Origin of the sequence: Pseudomonas mandelii (assembly GCF_006438925.1) — a bacterium.
Classification (GTDB): Bacteria; Pseudomonadota; Gammaproteobacteria; order Pseudomonadales; family Pseudomonadaceae; genus Aquipseudomonas; species Aquipseudomonas mandelii_C.
This window is the reverse complement of the sequence record NZ_RCZA01000007.1, coordinates 297,743-313,583: the sequence shown is the minus strand read 5'-3', so window position 1 is coordinate 313,583 and position 15,841 is coordinate 297,743. Positions and strand designations below refer to the sequence as shown.

16 protein-coding genes are annotated in these 15,841 nt (G+C 59.2%); 7 read left to right on the top strand and 9 right to left on the bottom strand.

Annotation, left to right across the window (positions count from 1 at the left end):
- Positions 1-12 precede the first annotated feature (12 nt).
- Positions 13-834, bottom strand: a complete 822-nt coding sequence (locus EAH74_RS18410) for an aldo/keto reductase (RefSeq protein WP_140680222.1) — start codon at positions 832-834, stop codon at positions 13-15.
- A gap of 194 nt (positions 835-1,028) precedes the next feature.
- On the bottom strand, positions 1,029-2,177 hold the full coding sequence (locus EAH74_RS18405; protein WP_140680221.1) for an aldose epimerase family protein: 1,149 nt from the start codon (positions 2,175-2,177) through the stop codon (positions 1,029-1,031).
- A gap of 253 nt (positions 2,178-2,430) precedes the next feature.
- On the opposite strand from EAH74_RS18405, the gene EAH74_RS18400 reads away from it, so the two are divergent.
- Together EAH74_RS18400 and EAH74_RS18395 are read left to right on the top strand one after the other, a co-directional pair.
- A complete protein-coding gene (locus EAH74_RS18400; protein WP_140680220.1) occupies positions 2,431-3,180 on the top strand; it encodes a hypothetical protein in 750 nt (249 codons plus the stop codon).
- 224 nt (positions 3,181-3,404) lie between these two features.
- Positions 3,405-4,190, top strand: coding sequence for a sulfite exporter TauE/SafE family protein (locus EAH74_RS18395; protein WP_140680219.1), 786 nt, complete (start codon positions 3,405-3,407; stop codon positions 4,188-4,190).
- A 107-nt stretch (positions 4,191-4,297) separates the two neighbouring features.
- Here the strand turns inward: EAH74_RS18395 and EAH74_RS18390 are convergent, their stop codons facing one another.
- Positions 4,298-4,666, bottom strand: coding sequence for a VOC family protein (locus EAH74_RS18390; RefSeq protein ID WP_140680218.1), 369 nt, complete (start codon positions 4,664-4,666; stop codon positions 4,298-4,300).
- 180 nt (positions 4,667-4,846) lie between these two features.
- On the opposite strand from EAH74_RS18390, the gene EAH74_RS18385 reads away from it, so the two are divergent.
- Complete coding sequence (locus EAH74_RS18385) at positions 4,847-5,419, top strand: DUF4174 domain-containing protein (protein WP_140680216.1); 573 nt, start codon at positions 4,847-4,849, stop codon at positions 5,417-5,419.
- A gap of 40 nt (positions 5,420-5,459) precedes the next feature.
- Here EAH74_RS18385 and EAH74_RS18380 read toward each other — a convergent pair whose 3' ends face one another.
- The gene (locus tag EAH74_RS18380; RefSeq protein ID WP_240050529.1) at positions 5,460-5,735 is read right to left on the bottom strand and encodes a response regulator; all 276 of its coding nucleotides are present in this window, start codon (positions 5,733-5,735) and stop codon (positions 5,460-5,462) included.
- 498 nt (positions 5,736-6,233) lie between these two features.
- Between EAH74_RS18380 and EAH74_RS18375 the strand changes: the two genes are divergently transcribed.
- The gene (locus EAH74_RS18375; RefSeq protein ID WP_140680215.1) at positions 6,234-6,602 is read left to right on the top strand and encodes a DUF6124 family protein; all 369 of its coding nucleotides are present in this window, start codon (positions 6,234-6,236) and stop codon (positions 6,600-6,602) included.
- Between the two features lie 244 nt (positions 6,603-6,846).
- Here the strand turns inward: EAH74_RS18375 and ampC are convergent, their stop codons facing one another.
- From ampC to EAH74_RS18355, 3 genes are all read right to left on the bottom strand, one after another.
- Entirely contained in the window at positions 6,847-8,004 is a 1,158-nt protein-coding gene (gene ampC / locus EAH74_RS18365) for a class C beta-lactamase (RefSeq protein WP_430539785.1), read from the bottom strand.
- A 116-nt stretch (positions 8,005-8,120) separates the two neighbouring features.
- Positions 8,121-9,464, bottom strand: a complete 1,344-nt coding sequence (gene gudD, locus EAH74_RS18360; RefSeq protein ID WP_140680213.1) for a glucarate dehydratase — start codon at positions 9,462-9,464, stop codon at positions 8,121-8,123.
- A 24-nt stretch (positions 9,465-9,488) separates the two neighbouring features.
- The gene (locus EAH74_RS18355; protein WP_140680212.1) at positions 9,489-10,835 is read right to left on the bottom strand and encodes an MFS transporter; all 1,347 of its coding nucleotides are present in this window, start codon (positions 10,833-10,835) and stop codon (positions 9,489-9,491) included.
- A 280-nt stretch (positions 10,836-11,115) separates the two neighbouring features.
- On the opposite strand from EAH74_RS18355, the gene EAH74_RS18350 reads away from it, so the two are divergent.
- Both EAH74_RS18350 and EAH74_RS18345 read left to right on the top strand, forming a co-directional pair.
- The gene (locus tag EAH74_RS18350; protein ID WP_123366140.1) at positions 11,116-11,829 is read left to right on the top strand and encodes a FadR/GntR family transcriptional regulator; all 714 of its coding nucleotides are present in this window, start codon (positions 11,116-11,118) and stop codon (positions 11,827-11,829) included.
- 92 nt (positions 11,830-11,921) lie between these two features.
- Complete coding sequence (locus EAH74_RS18345; RefSeq protein ID WP_140680211.1) at positions 11,922-12,152, top strand: hypothetical protein; 231 nt, start codon at positions 11,922-11,924, stop codon at positions 12,150-12,152.
- A 164-nt stretch (positions 12,153-12,316) separates the two neighbouring features.
- Here EAH74_RS18345 and EAH74_RS18340 read toward each other — a convergent pair whose 3' ends face one another.
- The gene (locus tag EAH74_RS18340) at positions 12,317-13,225 is read right to left on the bottom strand and encodes a DMT family transporter (protein ID WP_140680210.1); all 909 of its coding nucleotides are present in this window, start codon (positions 13,223-13,225) and stop codon (positions 12,317-12,319) included.
- A gap of 96 nt (positions 13,226-13,321) precedes the next feature.
- On the opposite strand from EAH74_RS18340, the gene EAH74_RS18335 reads away from it, so the two are divergent.
- Positions 13,322-14,191: a LysR substrate-binding domain-containing protein gene (locus tag EAH74_RS18335; RefSeq protein WP_140680209.1), complete on the top strand. Its 870-nt coding sequence runs from the start codon at positions 13,322-13,324 to the stop codon at positions 14,189-14,191.
- 190 nt (positions 14,192-14,381) lie between these two features.
- Here the strand turns inward: EAH74_RS18335 and yegQ are convergent, their stop codons facing one another.
- Entirely contained in the window at positions 14,382-15,707 is a 1,326-nt protein-coding gene (gene yegQ / locus EAH74_RS18330; RefSeq protein WP_140680207.1) for a tRNA 5-hydroxyuridine modification protein YegQ, read from the bottom strand.
- Positions 15,708-15,841: the final 134 nt, after the last annotated feature.

Sequence of the window (15,841 nt, the reverse complement as noted above, 5' to 3'; positions counted from 1 at the left end):
GACTGCGATGGCTCAGACCATGGCCAACCGCTGTTTGCGTTGTGGCGCGCGAAACGCCTGGTCCAGCGCCTCCAGATCCCCAGCCTCCAATTGCAATTGCGCGGCTTGCGCGTTGAGTTGCACGTGCTCGGGTCGGACCGCTTTGGGGATGGCGATCACACCTTCCTTACGCAGCATCCATGCCAGCGCTACCTGGGCCGGCGTCACACGGTGACGGGCGGCTATTTGCTTGAGCGTTGTATGGTTCAGCATAGGCCCACCCTGACCGATCGGACAGTAGGCCATGACCGGCATTTGATGCTGGTGGCTCCAGGGCAACAGATCAAACTCGATGCCGCGTTCTTCCAGGTTGTAGAGCACCTGATTGGTGGCACAGGCCGGTGAGGCCAGTTCTTCCAGGTCGTCGACATCAAAATTGGAGACGCCCCAGCGACCGATCTTGCCTTCTTCGCGCAGGTGTTCGAAGGCTTCGACTGTTTCTTCAAGGGGGTACTGGCCGCGCCAGTGCAGCAGGTAGAGATCGATGTAATCGGTATCCAGCCTCCGCAGACTGCGTTCGCACGCCTGGGGGATGCCTTTGCGGCTGGCGTTGTGCGGGTAAACCTTGCTGACCAGAAACACTTCGTCACGTCTGCCGGCGATGGCTTCACCGACCACTTCCTCAGCGCCGCCCTCGCCGTACATTTCAGCGGTGTCGATGAGGGTCATGCCCAATTCGATGCCCAGGCGCAATGCCGCCACTTCCTGGGTGTGCCGGGAACGGTCTTCTCCCATGCGCCAAGTGCCTTGACCGATGACCGGTACGTTGACACCGGCCAGTTCGAGGGTCCGCATTCAAACCTCCATATTTTGAATCGATAAGTACTCAACGGTTGGCAACAGAATAGCCCGAGGGTTCCGCCGCCAAATCAAAAGATCGCAGCCTTCGGCAGCTCCTACACCGGCCCCGTCCATCCGTGATATTGCGGGTGGACCCTGGCTCGGTAGGAGCTGCCGAAGGCTGCGATCTTTAGATCTTTTGCTCTTTTTTATTGGGCAGAAAACTTCATCACCGTGCTCTGGGTATAGGTCTTGCCCGGGTCCAGGCGCGTGGACGGAAAGGTCGGCTGATTCGGTGAATCCGGATAGTGCTGAGTCTCCAGCGTGAACGCGCCCCAGTGCGGATAGACCTTGCCAGCCTTGCCCTTGACCGAACCGTCGAGGAAGTTGCTGGTATAGAACTGCACACCGGGCTCGGTGGTATAGAGCTGCAATCGACGACCGGATTGCGGATCGCTGACCTCGGCGGCGAGTTGACCCACATCACCCATGGCGTTCAGCACCCAGTTGAAATCGAAGCCACCCTGTTTCGGTTCGGCAAATTTCAACTGTGGGTGATCGGCTTTGATGTTTTTGCCAATGGCGGTCGGTTGGGTGAAGTCCATCGGTGTGCCTGCCACCGGGGCCAGTTCGCCGGTCGGGATCAATTTGCCGGTGACCGGCGTGTAATGGCTGGCGTGCAGGGTGGCAAACTGTTTCAGCACATCACCGTTACCGGCGCCGGCGAGGTTGAAATAGCTGTGATTGGTCAGGTTCAACACCGTGGCTTTGTCGGTGGAAGCTTTGTAGTCGATGCGCAACTCGTTTTGCTCATTGAGGCTGTAGGTGACCTCGGTTTTCAGGTTGCCGGGGAAGCCCATTTCACCGTCCGCCGACAGGTACGTCAGGGTCACGCCGACCGAATCCTTGCCGTTGCTCGGTTGGGCTTTCCAGACGTCTTTGTCAAAACCCTGTGGGCCGCCGTGCAGCGAATTGGAACCGTCGTTGAGCGGTACCTGATAGCGCTTGCCGTCCAGTTCGAAAGCACCGTTGGCCAGGCGATTGCCGAAGCGCCCAATGGTCGCACCGAAATACGCCGTGCCGCTCTGATAGCCCTGCACGTTATCGAAACCGAGCACCACATCGTCCAACATGCCGTTTTTGTCCGGCACTTTCAGCGACTGCAAAATGCCGCCGTAAGTAATGACCGTGGCAGTCAGGCCATGGCTGTTGCGCAAGATGTATTGCTCGACGGGCGTGCCGTCATTGGTTTTGCCGAAGGCCTTGTGTTCGCTGGACAGGCCGGCGGCCTGGGCGGAGAGGGTGGCGATCATCAGGGACAGTCCAAGGGCGCAGAGTGGGTGTCGGGATTGAAGCATGGTTGACCTTCCTTCTTGTTGTTTTAGGCTAAGTAGTAATACTAATAATCGAGTTTTAATGCGATCAAGGAAGGATTTATAGCTTATGTATAGACTGTTGCAATTATAAAGTATGACTAATGCGGTAGTGCCTCTTAACGGGTGCCAATGCTTACGGACCATCGGCACTGCACTTTTCCAGGATTCACGGCTCTATCCTTGGCCAGCCTGCGGCGAATCCCCGCCGCCGGCCCATGCCCAAGTTCAATAACCCATGGCTCGAGTTTTACCCCGCACCACCCCGCCAATCCGCCGCCGTTGCCTGCTGTTGGCCTGCTTGTCGATGCTCGCAGCCTCCGGGTGCAGCCAGCAGCAGGGCAGCGACATCGTCAGCCAGTTCCGCGAAGGCAAACCCCAGGAATTCCTCCAGACCAGCGTCGATCGCATGGCGACCCTGACGATGCGCGACAACCTCGACAGCCTCTACCTGCTGATGAGCAAGCTTTACCTGCGCAACCCGGACGAGCTGAAAAAATCCGGCTTCCTCGACGCCCGCACCGCTGGCAAGCAAGTGCGCATGGCCATCGAACAGCAACAACCGCTGCCAACCCTGGGAGGCAAAAAAGACCTGGCAGCGCTCAGTTATGCCATGAGCCCGGAGTTTCTCGGCGACCGGGTCGGTGCTTTCATCTATGCCATTGGCAGCATGCTCGTCACCGCCCAGGGCAATCGGATCGAGTTCTACATGACGGATGCGATCAATCCGACGTTCGTCAGCAACGCTGCCCGCAACATCGAGAAAGCCACCTGGATACTCAGCCAGCGGCAAAACAAGAACGGCGAGCCATTGCTGTTCTCCAACGAAATCTCGGAGGAGGGCAGCAACCTGAGTTTTGCCGTGGAGTTCGGCAAGATCGTCGCGCGGCTGGACCTGCTGACGCAGATGCTGGACGAGCGCTACCGACGGATCGGCTTGAATTACGCGCAGAGTTTGCTGTTCCTGAATTTCCTGCCCGTGCAGTGAACCCACCTTGTGGGAGCGAGCCTGCTCGCGAAGAGGCAAGACCGACAGCTTTGCAGTGTCTGCCAAACCGCCTTCGCGAGCAGGCTCGCTCCCACAAGGAACTGTCTGCACAGGAGATGCTGCGTACTTCAGGCATAACGATAGTTCGCATCGATATAACTGGTTATAAGAAAAATCGCTATGCTGCGGGGCAGATTTTTCATGCGTTTTTTGTGGGCGTGTTAATGGAATTCGGTAATTTCGGTTTAGTCGTAGCAGGTCTGGTAGTCGGCTTTATTGTCGGGATGACTGGGGTTGGTGGCGGTTCGTTGATGACCCCCATTCTGTTGTGGTTCGGTGTCAATCCGGCCACCGCAGTGGGGACGGATTTGCTGTACGCGGCGATTACCAAGTCCAGTGGTGTGCTGGTTCACCGAAAGAACAAGAACATCGACTGGGCCATTACCGGTTGGCTGACCCTTGGCAGTGTGCCGGCGGTGGCGCTGACGCTGTGGTTCCTGAGCACCTTGCAAACGTCGCCCGAGGCGATGAACGCGGTCATCAAGCAGGCCTTGGGCTTTGTCCTGTTTGCCACGGCGCTGGCAATTTTCTTCAAGAAACGCCTGCTCGATTTCGCCCATAAACGCGCGGGCGGTCATTACAACCCCAGCGGCAAACGATTGAATGTACTGACCGTGATCACTGGCCTGGTCCTCGGCACCATGGTTGCCCTGACCTCCATCGGCGCTGGCGCCCTGGGCACCGTCGCGTTGTTCATTCTCTATCCGCTGCTGCCTACTCGCCGCCTGGTGGGCACGGAAATCGCGCACGCCGTACCGCTGACCCTGGTGGCCGGCCTCGGCCATGCGAGCATGGGCAACATGGATTGGCACGTGCTGGGTTATTTGCTGGTCGGTTCGCTGCCGGGGATTTACCTGGGCAGCCACCTCACTGGCCGCATCTCCGATGAAGTGCTGCGTCCTTGCCTGGCCACGATGCTGGTGCTGATCGGGTACAAACTGGCGTTCTGATTCCGCCCGTTGCAGAAACAACCCCAAAAACCTGCCGCTGATTCTCAGTGAGCTGCGCACCGCCACGAAGGTTGGTTCGAGCACTGCGAGCGATTGGCGGGCACGGCTTAGGGCCGAGTCAGAATTACCAGCAGGTGCCCGTCCGGGTCATCGAAATAAACCCGCCGGCCACCGCCGTAATCGTTGATCTCGTTCGGTCGTTGTTTGCCGGGGTCGGCCCACCAGGGTTGCTGTCGGGCTTGCAGGCGGGCGAAGGCCGCATCGAAATCGTCGTCACCGATCAAAAACGCGTAGTGCTGGGAGGCAATCGGCGGGTCATTGTCGTAGAAGTCCAACGACACACCGTTGTCGAGCTTTACGATCAGCATCGGGCCGAAGGTTTCGGGGCTGGGCAGGTCGAGGATATCTGCCAGATAGTTGGCTGATATTTGCTTGTTGCGGCACCAGACGATGGTGTGGTTCAACTGAGCGCTCATGCAGCGGTCCTCACGGCGGATCAGGGCGTTGGTGTTCAGCGATGAGATTAGCTCAGGCTGTTGCGCAATGACCGCCCTGACCTAAGCTTGGGGCAAGGCGAGACATAATTGCGGTGCGTCACCCGGAACGAACGCCGCGATGCGCAATCATTAGAGCGTGGATATCAAAAGGAGATGCGCATGCTCATCAGGTCATTGACCCTGACTACCCTGCTGGCTTTCGCCGGCCCCTTGTTCGCTGCCGATGACGGCTCACCGCTGGATATGGACAAGGGCAGGGCCCGGCCACTGATTGTTATTGCTCCCAGCACCGCTGACCCGGTTTGGGTGGGCCTGAAAAAGTCGCTGGGCGATCCGGCCAACAAGGAAGGTATCGCCCAGCGCAATATCAGGGTGTACAGCGTGCTCAACATGTTCGGTCAGCTCGACGGCAAGGATCTCGGCCAACAGGACACGATGGCACTGATCCGCTCGCTGAAACTCGGTGCGGGGGCGTTGCCCAAAGTCATCCTGGTGGGTAAGGATGGCGAGAAGAAGTTTGAGAGTTCGGGGGATGAATCAAAATCGGTCGATTTGAAGAAAATTTTCGACACGATCGACGCCCTGCCAGCGACCGAGAAAGAAGCCGCAGCGCCGACGGTCGCGGCGCCTGTTGAAGCGGCTGAACCGGTCAAAGGGGCGAAGGGCGCCAAGGGCGCAAAACCAGGCAAACCGGCGAAGCCCGCCAAGCCGCCTGAAATGCCCGACGATTAAACGCAGCTTTTGTAGAGCAGGCTGCGCCAGCTGCTACAAGTCAGTGTTGCGCCGCATAGGCCTGGCTTTTCAGCCCCGTATGCACCAGCACCCGAGCCGGACTGCCACCGATGCGCAACCGGTCGATGACGGCCATGCCATCGAGCTGCGGAATGTCCAGGTCGAGCACGATGGCGTCAGGCTTGAGCTCGAACGCCTTGCTGAGGGCGTCCACGCCGTTGTCGCACTCGCCGACGATCTCATGGCCTTCACGGGCCAGAATCATCCCGATCGCCATGCGCACCACCGCGTGATCATCGACCAACAGCACTCTCATCGATCAGCCCTCATGCCCTGATTGAGCATAGTCCCTGAGCCAAAAGCGGTTTGGAGGGGCGGATGCGTGGCGGGGTGGGTTAAAAAGGGCGCGATCGTACGCGGTTTGTGCAGCGATGTAATGGTATCCACTGGTTACCCCATTGAAATCGACATCCAACGTAGCAGCTGCCGAGCCTGCGCAGCAGTCGTAAAACCTGTATCTGCGGTCTACCTGAAGCACCGCATAGTCTGATCTCACGACTGCTCCGCAGCCGAACGCAGCCTCGCAGGCTCGGCAGCTGCTACAAAAAAAACGGGGGTTCCGGGGGGAGATGTATCGGCTTCTATTGGTCTCGGAAATTTCCTGCAAGTCCTGTCGGTCTTTATGAACTGGTTTCTGTCAGAGCGCACCGCTAGCCTTCGTCAGCCACCGCGAAATCGCGGTCGGACGTGGGAATCCGCGACACTGAGGGATCCAGGGACGAAAACACCAATGGCACAAAAAGGAGCCTCGTCTGTGAAAAAGTTCAGCAAGCATCAACCGCAAACCCTGACCGACGCCGATCATCTCGATACCGCGAAGCCGTGTGAAACCGCAAAAGGCGCAGTCAACCCGAGCCCCAGGCGTACCGCCACGACCCAGCAGATTTTCACTGTTGCTCCTGGTGTCGACACACTAACCCTGCTACATCAGGCCTGCGAAAACCTTGCCTCCCTGAATGTTCTGATTGCGAATTTTGCCGGGAAACTGGAAGGCTCGAACCGCGATGTGCTGCTGTCGATTCAGCAGTTGGCGGCGGTCACCGAGTTGTTGGTGAATCAGGCACGGGAAAATCTTTATCCGAGAAGCGATGCACCTGACGCTCAGCCGCCGACTCGGCATTGAGCTGACGCAGTAACGACAATGGGCGACCTCAAAGGGGTCGCCCATTTTGTTTGCCCGCTAGAGATCTGTAGCAGCTGTCGAGCCTGCGGGGCTGCGTTCGGCGGCGAAGCCGTCGTAAAACCTGCAACCGCGGTCTTTCAGGAAAACCGCACTTGCCAGATCACGACCGCTGCGTCCGAACGCGGCCCGAGCCGAACGCAGCCTCGCAAGCTCGACAGCGGCTACGAAAAATCGTGTTTCTCAGCTACTTGGCCAGTGCACTCAATATCGTATGAGCAATCTTGATCCGCTCAGGGTTCGGGTAGTTTTTGTTGGCCAGGATCACGATGCCGATGTCTTTCGACGGCACGTATGCCACGTAAGCACCGAAGCCGCCCGTTGAACCGGTTTTATTGATCAGCACGTTTTCCGGTTGAGGTTGCGGCGGGGTCAGCCACTGGACTTCGTGAGCCTCCATCGTCATCTGCGTCGAATTGCCAGCAAGCAACTTATCGAGGCTGACCGGATAGTGGTAGAACTCCCAACCCAGCCCCTGAGTCATCTCGCCCACCTTGTAGTAACCGGTATGCGTCGCGGCGATTGCCCGTTGCATCGGATCTTCCAGGCGGGTCGGTTTCATGTTCGCTTCAACATAACGAATCAGGTCTGCGGCGCTGGTTTTCACCCCATAGGCCTCCGAATCCAGTGCCCCCGGCCCAACTCGTACAGGCTTGTCTTCCTTGTTGTAACCCTGAGCGTAAAGCCCCATTTGAGCTTGCGGCACCTTGAGGTAAGTGTGTTTCAGCCCGAGTTTCGGCAGCAGCGTCTTTTCCATCACCTCATCAAACGGTGCGCCCATGCTTTTGGCTGCCAGGTAACCGAACAACCCCAGGCTCGGGTTCGAATACAGCCGATGGGTGCCCGCGGCATAAGTCGGTTTCCACTGCTGGAAATAGCCGAGCATCTTGTCCGGTGCATCGGCATCGTCGGGGAATTGCAGCGGCAGGCCGCCTGCGCTGTAGGTGCCCAGTTGCAGCACGCTGATGTTATCGAACGCACTGCCACGCAGTTCCGGCAGCAGGCTACTGGCCTTGTCCGACAGGGACAGTTTGCCGGTGGCCTGAGCATAGGCGGCGAGAGTGGCGGTGAAGGTTTTGCTCACCGAGCCGATTTCGAACAAGGTGTTTTCAGTGACGGGTTGTGCGCTCTCTTTCGACGCTACCCCGTAGTTGAAGTAATACGGCTTTCCGTTGACGGTCACAGCCACGGCGATTCCGGGAACGGCCTGGGCTTGCATGACCGGTCGTACGGCGGCATTCACCACCGTCTCGATTTGATCCTGTGCGACGCATTGGCCGGTGGCGAGCAGCGCCACGCAAACGGCGAGAGTTTTCAGCCTATCCATGTTGGTTTGGTCCGTCATTGATTCGATTGCGCGCCATTTTAGAGTGTTAACCGCTACGCTCCGAGCGGTTTTTTAAATCCGGCCCCTATAGGCGGGCCGGACTGATGGTTAACAGGTCAGGCGCGACCGCTGAATCAGCGCATCAGACACGGCCGCTTGTTATCGAACTTCCAACCCGGAATCAGAAACTGCATGGCCACGCTGTCGTCCCGCGCGCCCAGTCCCATGCCTTTATACAACTCATGAGCCTTGGCCAACTGATCCATGTCCAATTCGACGCCCAACCCAGCCTTCTTCGGCACCTGCACGCAGCCGCCAACGATTTGCAGCGGCGCTTGGGTCAGGCGCTGGCCGTCCTGCCAGATCCAGTGGGTGTCGATGGCGGTGATTTCACCCGGCGCGGCGGCCGCGACGTGGGTGAACATCGCCAGGGAAATATCAAAGTGGTTGTTGGAATGCGAACCCCAGGTCAGGCCCCACTCATGGCACATCTGCGCCACGCGGACCGAGCCCTGCATCGTCCAGAAGTGCGGGTCGGCCAGCGGAATGTCCACTGATTGCAACTGGATCGCGTGGCCCATTTCCCGCCAGTCGGTGGCGATCATGTTGGTGGCGGTTTTCAGACCCGTGGCACGACGGAATTCAGCCATGACTTCACGTCCGGAATAACCGTTTTCCGCGCCGCACGGGTCTTCGGCGTAAGCCAGTACGTGATGCTGATCCCGGCACAGGCGAATGGCTTCCTTGAGTGACCATGCGCCATTCGGATCAAGGGTAATGCGCGCGTCGGGGAAGCGTTCGGCCAGGGCGGTGACGGCTTCGATTTCTTCATCGCCACTGAGCACGCCGCCCTTGAGTTTGAAGTCCTTGAAACCGTAGCGGGCGTGGGCGGCTTCGGCAAGGCGGACCACGGCGTCGGCGGTCATGGCTTTTTCGTGACGTACGCGGAACCAGTCGTTGTCGGCGTCCGGTTCGCTGCGGTAGGCCAGATCGGTTTCGTTGCGATCACCGACATAAAACAGATAACCGAGCATCTTCACTTCATCGCGTTGCTGGCCTTCGCCGAGCAGGGCGGCCACCGGCACGTCAAGGTGCTGACCCAGGAGATCAAGCAGGGCGGCTTCCAGGCCGGTGACGGCGTGGATGGTGATGCGCAAATCGAACGTCTGTAACCCGCGACCGCCGACATCGCGATCGGCGAAGGTCTGGCGCACTTGATTGAGGATCTTCTGATAGGTGCCGATCGGACTGCCAACCACCAACGAGCGAGCGTCTTCGAGGGTCTGGCGAATGCGCTCGCCGCCCGGTACTTCACCGACGCCGGTGTGACCGGCGTTGTCCTTGAGGATCACGATGTTGCGGGTGAAAAACGGCCCGTGAGCGCCGCTCAGGTTGAGCAACATGCCGTCGTGGCCGGCCACCGGAACAACCTGCATGCTGGTGATGATCGGGGCTTTGGCGGTTTCTTGTGTGTTCATTTTCATGTCCTTCAAAACAGATGTTCAGGCGTGGTTGGACGCTGGTTTGGCCGATGCAACGGCAGGTGCGGATTTCGGTTTATTGCGTGCGGCGAAGACGATGATTGCGGCAATGATCGAGGTTGCGGCCAAGCCGTACAGCCCGCCCTGAATCGAACCGGTGCGCTCTTCCAGCAGACCGAACGTGGTCGGTGCGACAAAGCCGCCGAGGTTACCCACCGAGTTGATCAGCGCGATCACACCCGCCGCGATCCGTGCGTCCAGATAGGCCTGTGGAATCGGCCAGAACAGCGACGACGCCGATTTGAAACCCAACGCAGCAAAGCAGATCGCAACGAAAGCGAAGATCGGCCCACCGGTGGTGGACATGAACATCCCGGCTGCTGCGATCAGCAGGGCCGCGGCGACCCAGGCTTGCTGGTGTTTCCATTTGGCCGACAGCGAAGCGAAAGCGTACATGCCGACGATCGATAGCAACCACGGAATCGAGTTGAACAGCCCGACTTGAATATCGCTCAGGTCGCCCATCTTTTTGATGATGCTCGGCAGCCAGAAGGTCGCGGCGTAGATGGTCAATTGGATGAAGAAATAGATCAGGCAAAACAGGATGATCTGGCGATCCTTGAGCAGCTTGCCCAACGACGGTTTGATCGGCGTCGCGGCTTCGCGGGCCAGTTGCTCATCGTCGATGGCTTTGACCAGCGCGTCTTGCTCTTCGCGGCTCAGCCATTTGGCGTCGTGGGGTTTGGAGTCCAGCCAGAACCAGACGAACACGCACAACCCGACCGAGAACATCCCTTCAATGAAGTACATCCATTGCCAGCCGTTCATCCCGAAACCGCTGATTTGCAGCAGTAACCCGGACAGCGGGCCGGAGATCAGCGAAGCAATCGCCGAACCGCTGAGGAAGATGGCAATCGCCTTGCCGCGTTCAACGCCAGGCAACCAGCGGGTGAAGTAGTAAATCACTCCGGGGAAGAACCCGGCTTCGGCCACGCCCAGCAGGAATCGCAGGATGTAGAAGTGGGTTTCGTTCTGGATGAACGCCATGCAAGCGGCGACCAGGCCCCAGGTCAGCATGATGCGGGTCAACCAGATTCGCGCGCCGACTTTTTGCAGGAGGATGTTGGAGGGGACTTCGAACAACGCGTAACCGATGAAGAACAGCCCGGCGCCGAGGCCGTAGGCGGCAGCGCCAATGCCCAGGTCATGTTCCATGTGGGCGCGGACGAAGCCGATGTTCACGCGGTCAATGTAGTTGACGATGAACATGATCACGAACAGCGGCAGAACATGGCGTTTCACTTTCGAGATGGCGGACTTCAGGACCGAATCGGCGCCATCGTTCATCCCGGATATGGATGTATTCAATGCGTTATCTCCCACTGATTATTTTTATGCGGGGTGTGACGGGGTGTTGCGATGTTGATAGACATCATACAACTACGTTTTTTCATACTGCAAGAGTCTTCGCCCAACAAAATGGCGCTTGATGGAGGGTTTGTTATTAATTTTGCATTAATGGATGACCTTCGCGGAGTCTCGTCTGCCCGGTTTGTTGAGTGTTGTCATACAAGTTGATCGGCGTTTTCCTGAGATTCCCGTCCAGCGCAGTGCTACGATTCCGGTAGCCCTGCTCCGGATGATCGCCATGCAAGAAGACCTCGACGCGCCTGCCCGCAAGCGCACCCACAACCTGGCCCATGACCTGGTCGCCAAGCTGACCCAGAGCATCTTGCTCGGCCAGATGCTGCCCGGCGACAAGCTGCCATCCGAGAACACGATTGTTCAGGAGCACGGCGTCAGTCGCACGGTGGTGCGCGAGGCGATCTCGAAATTGCAGGCGTCCGGTCTCGTGGAAACCCGCCATGGCATCGGCACCTTTGTTATCGAGCGAGCACCGGAGCAGGGTCTGCGGTTGAACGTCGATACCGCGCTGGGGGTGCGCAGCATTCTGGAGTTGCGCATGGGCCTGGAAACCCAGGCCGCCGCACTCGCTGCAACCCGTCGCACGGATCATCAATTGGTGCAGATGCGCGAAGCGCTGGACGACTATCAAAGCCTGCTGGCCAACAACGACAGCTGCGTCGAAGCCGACAAGCGCTTCCACTTGCTGATCGCCGAAGCCACCGGCAACGTGTGCTTCACCGAAATCATGCAGCACCTGGGCAGCGCCATGATCCCGCGCACCCGCGTCAATGCCGCCGAGCGCGGCGCAGTGGACTTGAGCAAGCTCGGGCAACTGGCCAATCTTGAGCACGAGGCGATTCTCAACGCCATCAAACGCCAGGATCCGGATGCGGCGCGGGCGGCCATGTGGCTGCACCTGACCAACAGTCGCGACCGTTTTTCGGCCGATGGCTGACCACCGTTTGTCTACTCGATAGCACCTCATCCGCGGCCCTGCTTCCAACGAGTACGGCCCAGATTTGCTGGACCTCATCAGTGAGGTGCGTCATGGCTAACGATTCGATGTTCCAGGGTGGAACGCCCAATATCGACCCAACCCGACCCATGCCCGGCACCGACGAGCCGCGCATGGATCACGACGCGCCACCCGGCATGGACCCTTCGCGGGACCCGGCCGAGGCCGACACGGATCGACCTGAAGACTTGATGGACCCTGATGCGGCCGAGGACGTGCCTCCGGCAGATGAACCAACACCGCTGTCCGATGACAGGCGATAAAAACAACCGGCGCAAGGCCAATGCCAGTCAGTTAAGGCGCAGAACCTGTGGGAGCGAGCTTGCTCGCGATGGCGGTCTTACATTCAACACATACGTTGTCTGCCAGTCCGCCATCGCGAGCAAGCTCGCTCCCACAGGTTCTGCGCCTCAACACAGATCAATCATCAGACGCTAGCCACCTGAACCATCGGCCTGCGCTCCAGATTCAATGCCAACACGCTGACCAGCACCACCAGTGCGCCCCCAACGATCATCAACGTCGGCCGCTCGCCCAGCGCAAAAGAGGCAATCGCCATGGCGGTCGGTGGAATCAGATACAGCGTCATCGTTGCACGGCTCAGATCCACATGAGTCAGCACATAGGCCCAGGCGAGATACGCAAGGGCACTTGGGAAAATGCCCAGCCCGATGACCGCAAACTGCACTTCAACCGGAGCGGTGATGACCTGGCTCACCAGCCCCGGGAGATAAACCAACAGCAGCAGCGTCCCGAACCAAACCGTGTAACACACCAGCATCAGCCCGTCGTAGCGCCGCGAGTGATGCTTCTGCAAGGCAAAGTAGAAACTCCATGACACCGCCGCCAGCAGGATCAACAAACCATGGGCGTCGATGCTCCCCAGTCCGTGATCCCCGGCCACCACAATCACCACGCCGATCAATCCCAGAAAAACGCAGCCCCAGCGCCACGCGCTAACCCGGTCCTTGAACACGAAACGCGCCAGCAGCGTGCTGAACAACGGCGTCGATTGCGCCAACACGCTGGAGGCGCCGGCGCTGACACTTTGCTGGCCGAAATTCAGCGCGACATGGTGCAGGCTCACGGCAAAGAAACCGAGCGCGAACAGCAGCGGCAGGTCACGCCTGTTCGGCAGGCTGATGCCCCGGAATACTGCGACCACCGCCATGAGTGCCGACGCCAGCAGAAACCGCAGCAAGGCCAGATGACCAGGATCATAGGCCTGCAAACCGATGTGAATGCCGGTCGGAGAGTAACCCCAGCAGGCGACCACAAATGCCATGGCCAGGATGAGTTTGACGGGAGAACCGGGGGAGGGCGTGAGTGGTTTCATGTGCGGGCACCTATAGGCGGATGCACCCAGTATCAGAAGCCTGACTGTTCTCCACAACTGACTTATAGTGCGTCAACTCTTCACTTTGGGTGATGTATGGAGCTGGCACAGATACGCATGTTCAAGACCGTCGCCGAGGTCGGCAGCATCGCCCGGGCGGCAGAGATGTTGCATTGCGTGCCGTCGAACATCACGGCACGGATCAAGTCTCTGGAAGCGGAGCTGGGTGTCGCGCTGTTTCTGCGCGAAGGCCGAGGGCTGCGAATCAGCCCGGCGGGGCAAACCTTTCTGGCGTATGCCTCGAAAATTCTCGCCCTGACGGCTGAAGCCAAACGCGCGGTGGACCCTTCGGCCGAGCCGTCCGGGCCGTTGCGCATTGGCGCCATCGAGTCGTCGGCGACCGGTCGATTGCCGCGGCTGCTGGCGAAATTCCACAAACGTTTCCCGGCGGTGGCGCTGGAGCTGACCACTGGCGCCTGGGGCCAATTGCTCGACGACACCCTCAACCACCGGCTCGACGGCGCGATCGTTGCGGTGGATGTCGAGCGCTCACACCTCAAGCGCACGCCGATGTACCGCGAGGAGCTGCTGCTGATTGCCTCGACGTCCCTGGGGCCGGTACGAAACATCGCGGACTTGCTGGACAAGACCGTGTTCATGTGGCCTCAGGGCTGTCCCTACCGGGCGGCGCTGGAGCATTGGTTGCTGCGGCAGGGGCAGGCGTTGCCGATTGTCAGCCTGGCCAGTTACGGGGCGATTGTCGGCTGCGTCAGTGCCGGGGCGGGTGTCGCGCTGGTGCCAAAAGGCGTGTTTGATCAGTACGCCAAAGGGGCGGGTTGCGCGGGGTATGAGTTCCCCGAGCTGACGGCGATCGACAACCTGTTTTACTGGCATGAAAACGCCGGGGTTCACCCGGCGCGGGAGGCGTTTGTGGGGATGTTGCGAGAAGAGTTTTTGCCGGGATAGGTGGTGAAGCTGGAAAACACCCCTAACCCTCCCAAAGCGTCGGACCGCCCCAGAGGGGCGAGGGAACTGACCGAGTTGTCGAGTCGAAATCGACCTGAAATTCCGAATCGAACTCAGGTTTGAAAGGCTTGAAGATTGGCTCCCTTTCCCCCTCTCCCCCGTGGGGAGAGGGCTGGGGTGAGGGGTGGATCTAAGCGACACCCACATCCCGCATCAACAACCCAAACTGCAAATCCACCGCATCGGGAATCGGCAGATACACCGTATGCCCATCCCCCGGTGCCACTTCTATCGGCTCGCCTTTGGCGTTTTGAAGTTGCTGCAAGTCGAATTGGAAGTTGCCCTTGGGCGTCATCAGTTCCATGTGGTCGCCCAGGCCAAATCGGTTCTTTACCTTGATTTCCGCCATCCGGTCACGCCGCTCACCGGTCAGCTCGCCGACAAACTGCTGCCGTTCCGACACCGAACTGCCGTGTTGGTAGTTCTGGTATTCGTCATGCACATGCCGCCGCAGAAAACCTTCGGTGTAGCCGCGCTGGGCGAGGGATTCCAGATCCGTCATCAGGTTGCGGTCGAACTCGCGACCGGCCACCGCGTCGTCGATCGCCCGGCGGTAAACCTGAGTGGTGCGTGCGCAATAAAAATGGGATTTGGTCCGGCCCTCGATTTTCAGTGAGTGCACGCCCATCTGCGTCAGGCGCTCGACATGCTGCACCGCACGCAGGTCCTTGGCGTTCATGATGTAAGTGCCGTGCTCGTCTTCGAAGGCCTGCATCAGTTCGTCGGGCCGATTGGCTTCCTGCAACAGAAACACCTGATCGGTCGGGGCACCGATGCCCAGGGTCGGTTCAGGCTGGAAGGTCTGCACGATTTCGCCGAGCTGGTTTTCCGTGGCCTGCTGCGCCGAGTACTTCCAGCGACAGGCATTGGTGCAACTGCCCTGATTAGCGTCGCGCTTGTTCATGTAACCCGACAACAGGCAGCGGCCGGAGTAGGCCATGCACAACGCGCCGTGGACGAACACTTCCAGTTCCATGGCCGGCACCTGTTCGCGGATTTCGGCGATTTCTTCCAGGGACAGTTCCCGCGACAGGATGATCCGGCTCAGGCCTTGTTGTTGCCAGAACTCGACACTGGCCCAGTTCACCGTGTTGGCCTGTACCGAAAGGTGAATCGGCATCTGCGGATAATGCCGGCGGACCAGCATGATCAGGCCTGGATCGGACATGATCAGCGCGTCCGGCGCCATAGCAATGATCGGCGCCAGGTCTTTGAGGAAGGTTTTTAGCTTGGCGTTGTGCGGGGCGATGTTCACCACCACATAGAAGCGTTTGCCTTGAGCCTGGGCCTCGTGAATGCCGAGGGCCAGATTGGCGTGATCGAATTCGTTATTGCGCACCCGCAGGCTGTAGCGCGGTTGACCGGCGTACACCGCATCGGCGCCGTAGGCGAAGGCATAACGCATGTTTTTCAGGGTGCCGGCGGGGGCGAGCAGTTCTGGAGGCAGGAGAGTCATGGCAGAGTCGGTCACAAAAGCCGCCGAGAATAAGCGGCTTGCCCGCGGGGTTCATTGATCTGGATCTATGCTTGATGAACAAACGGATGGCACTCGCGCGAACCGTGGCGGACTAAGCATCAGGAAGGCTCTTC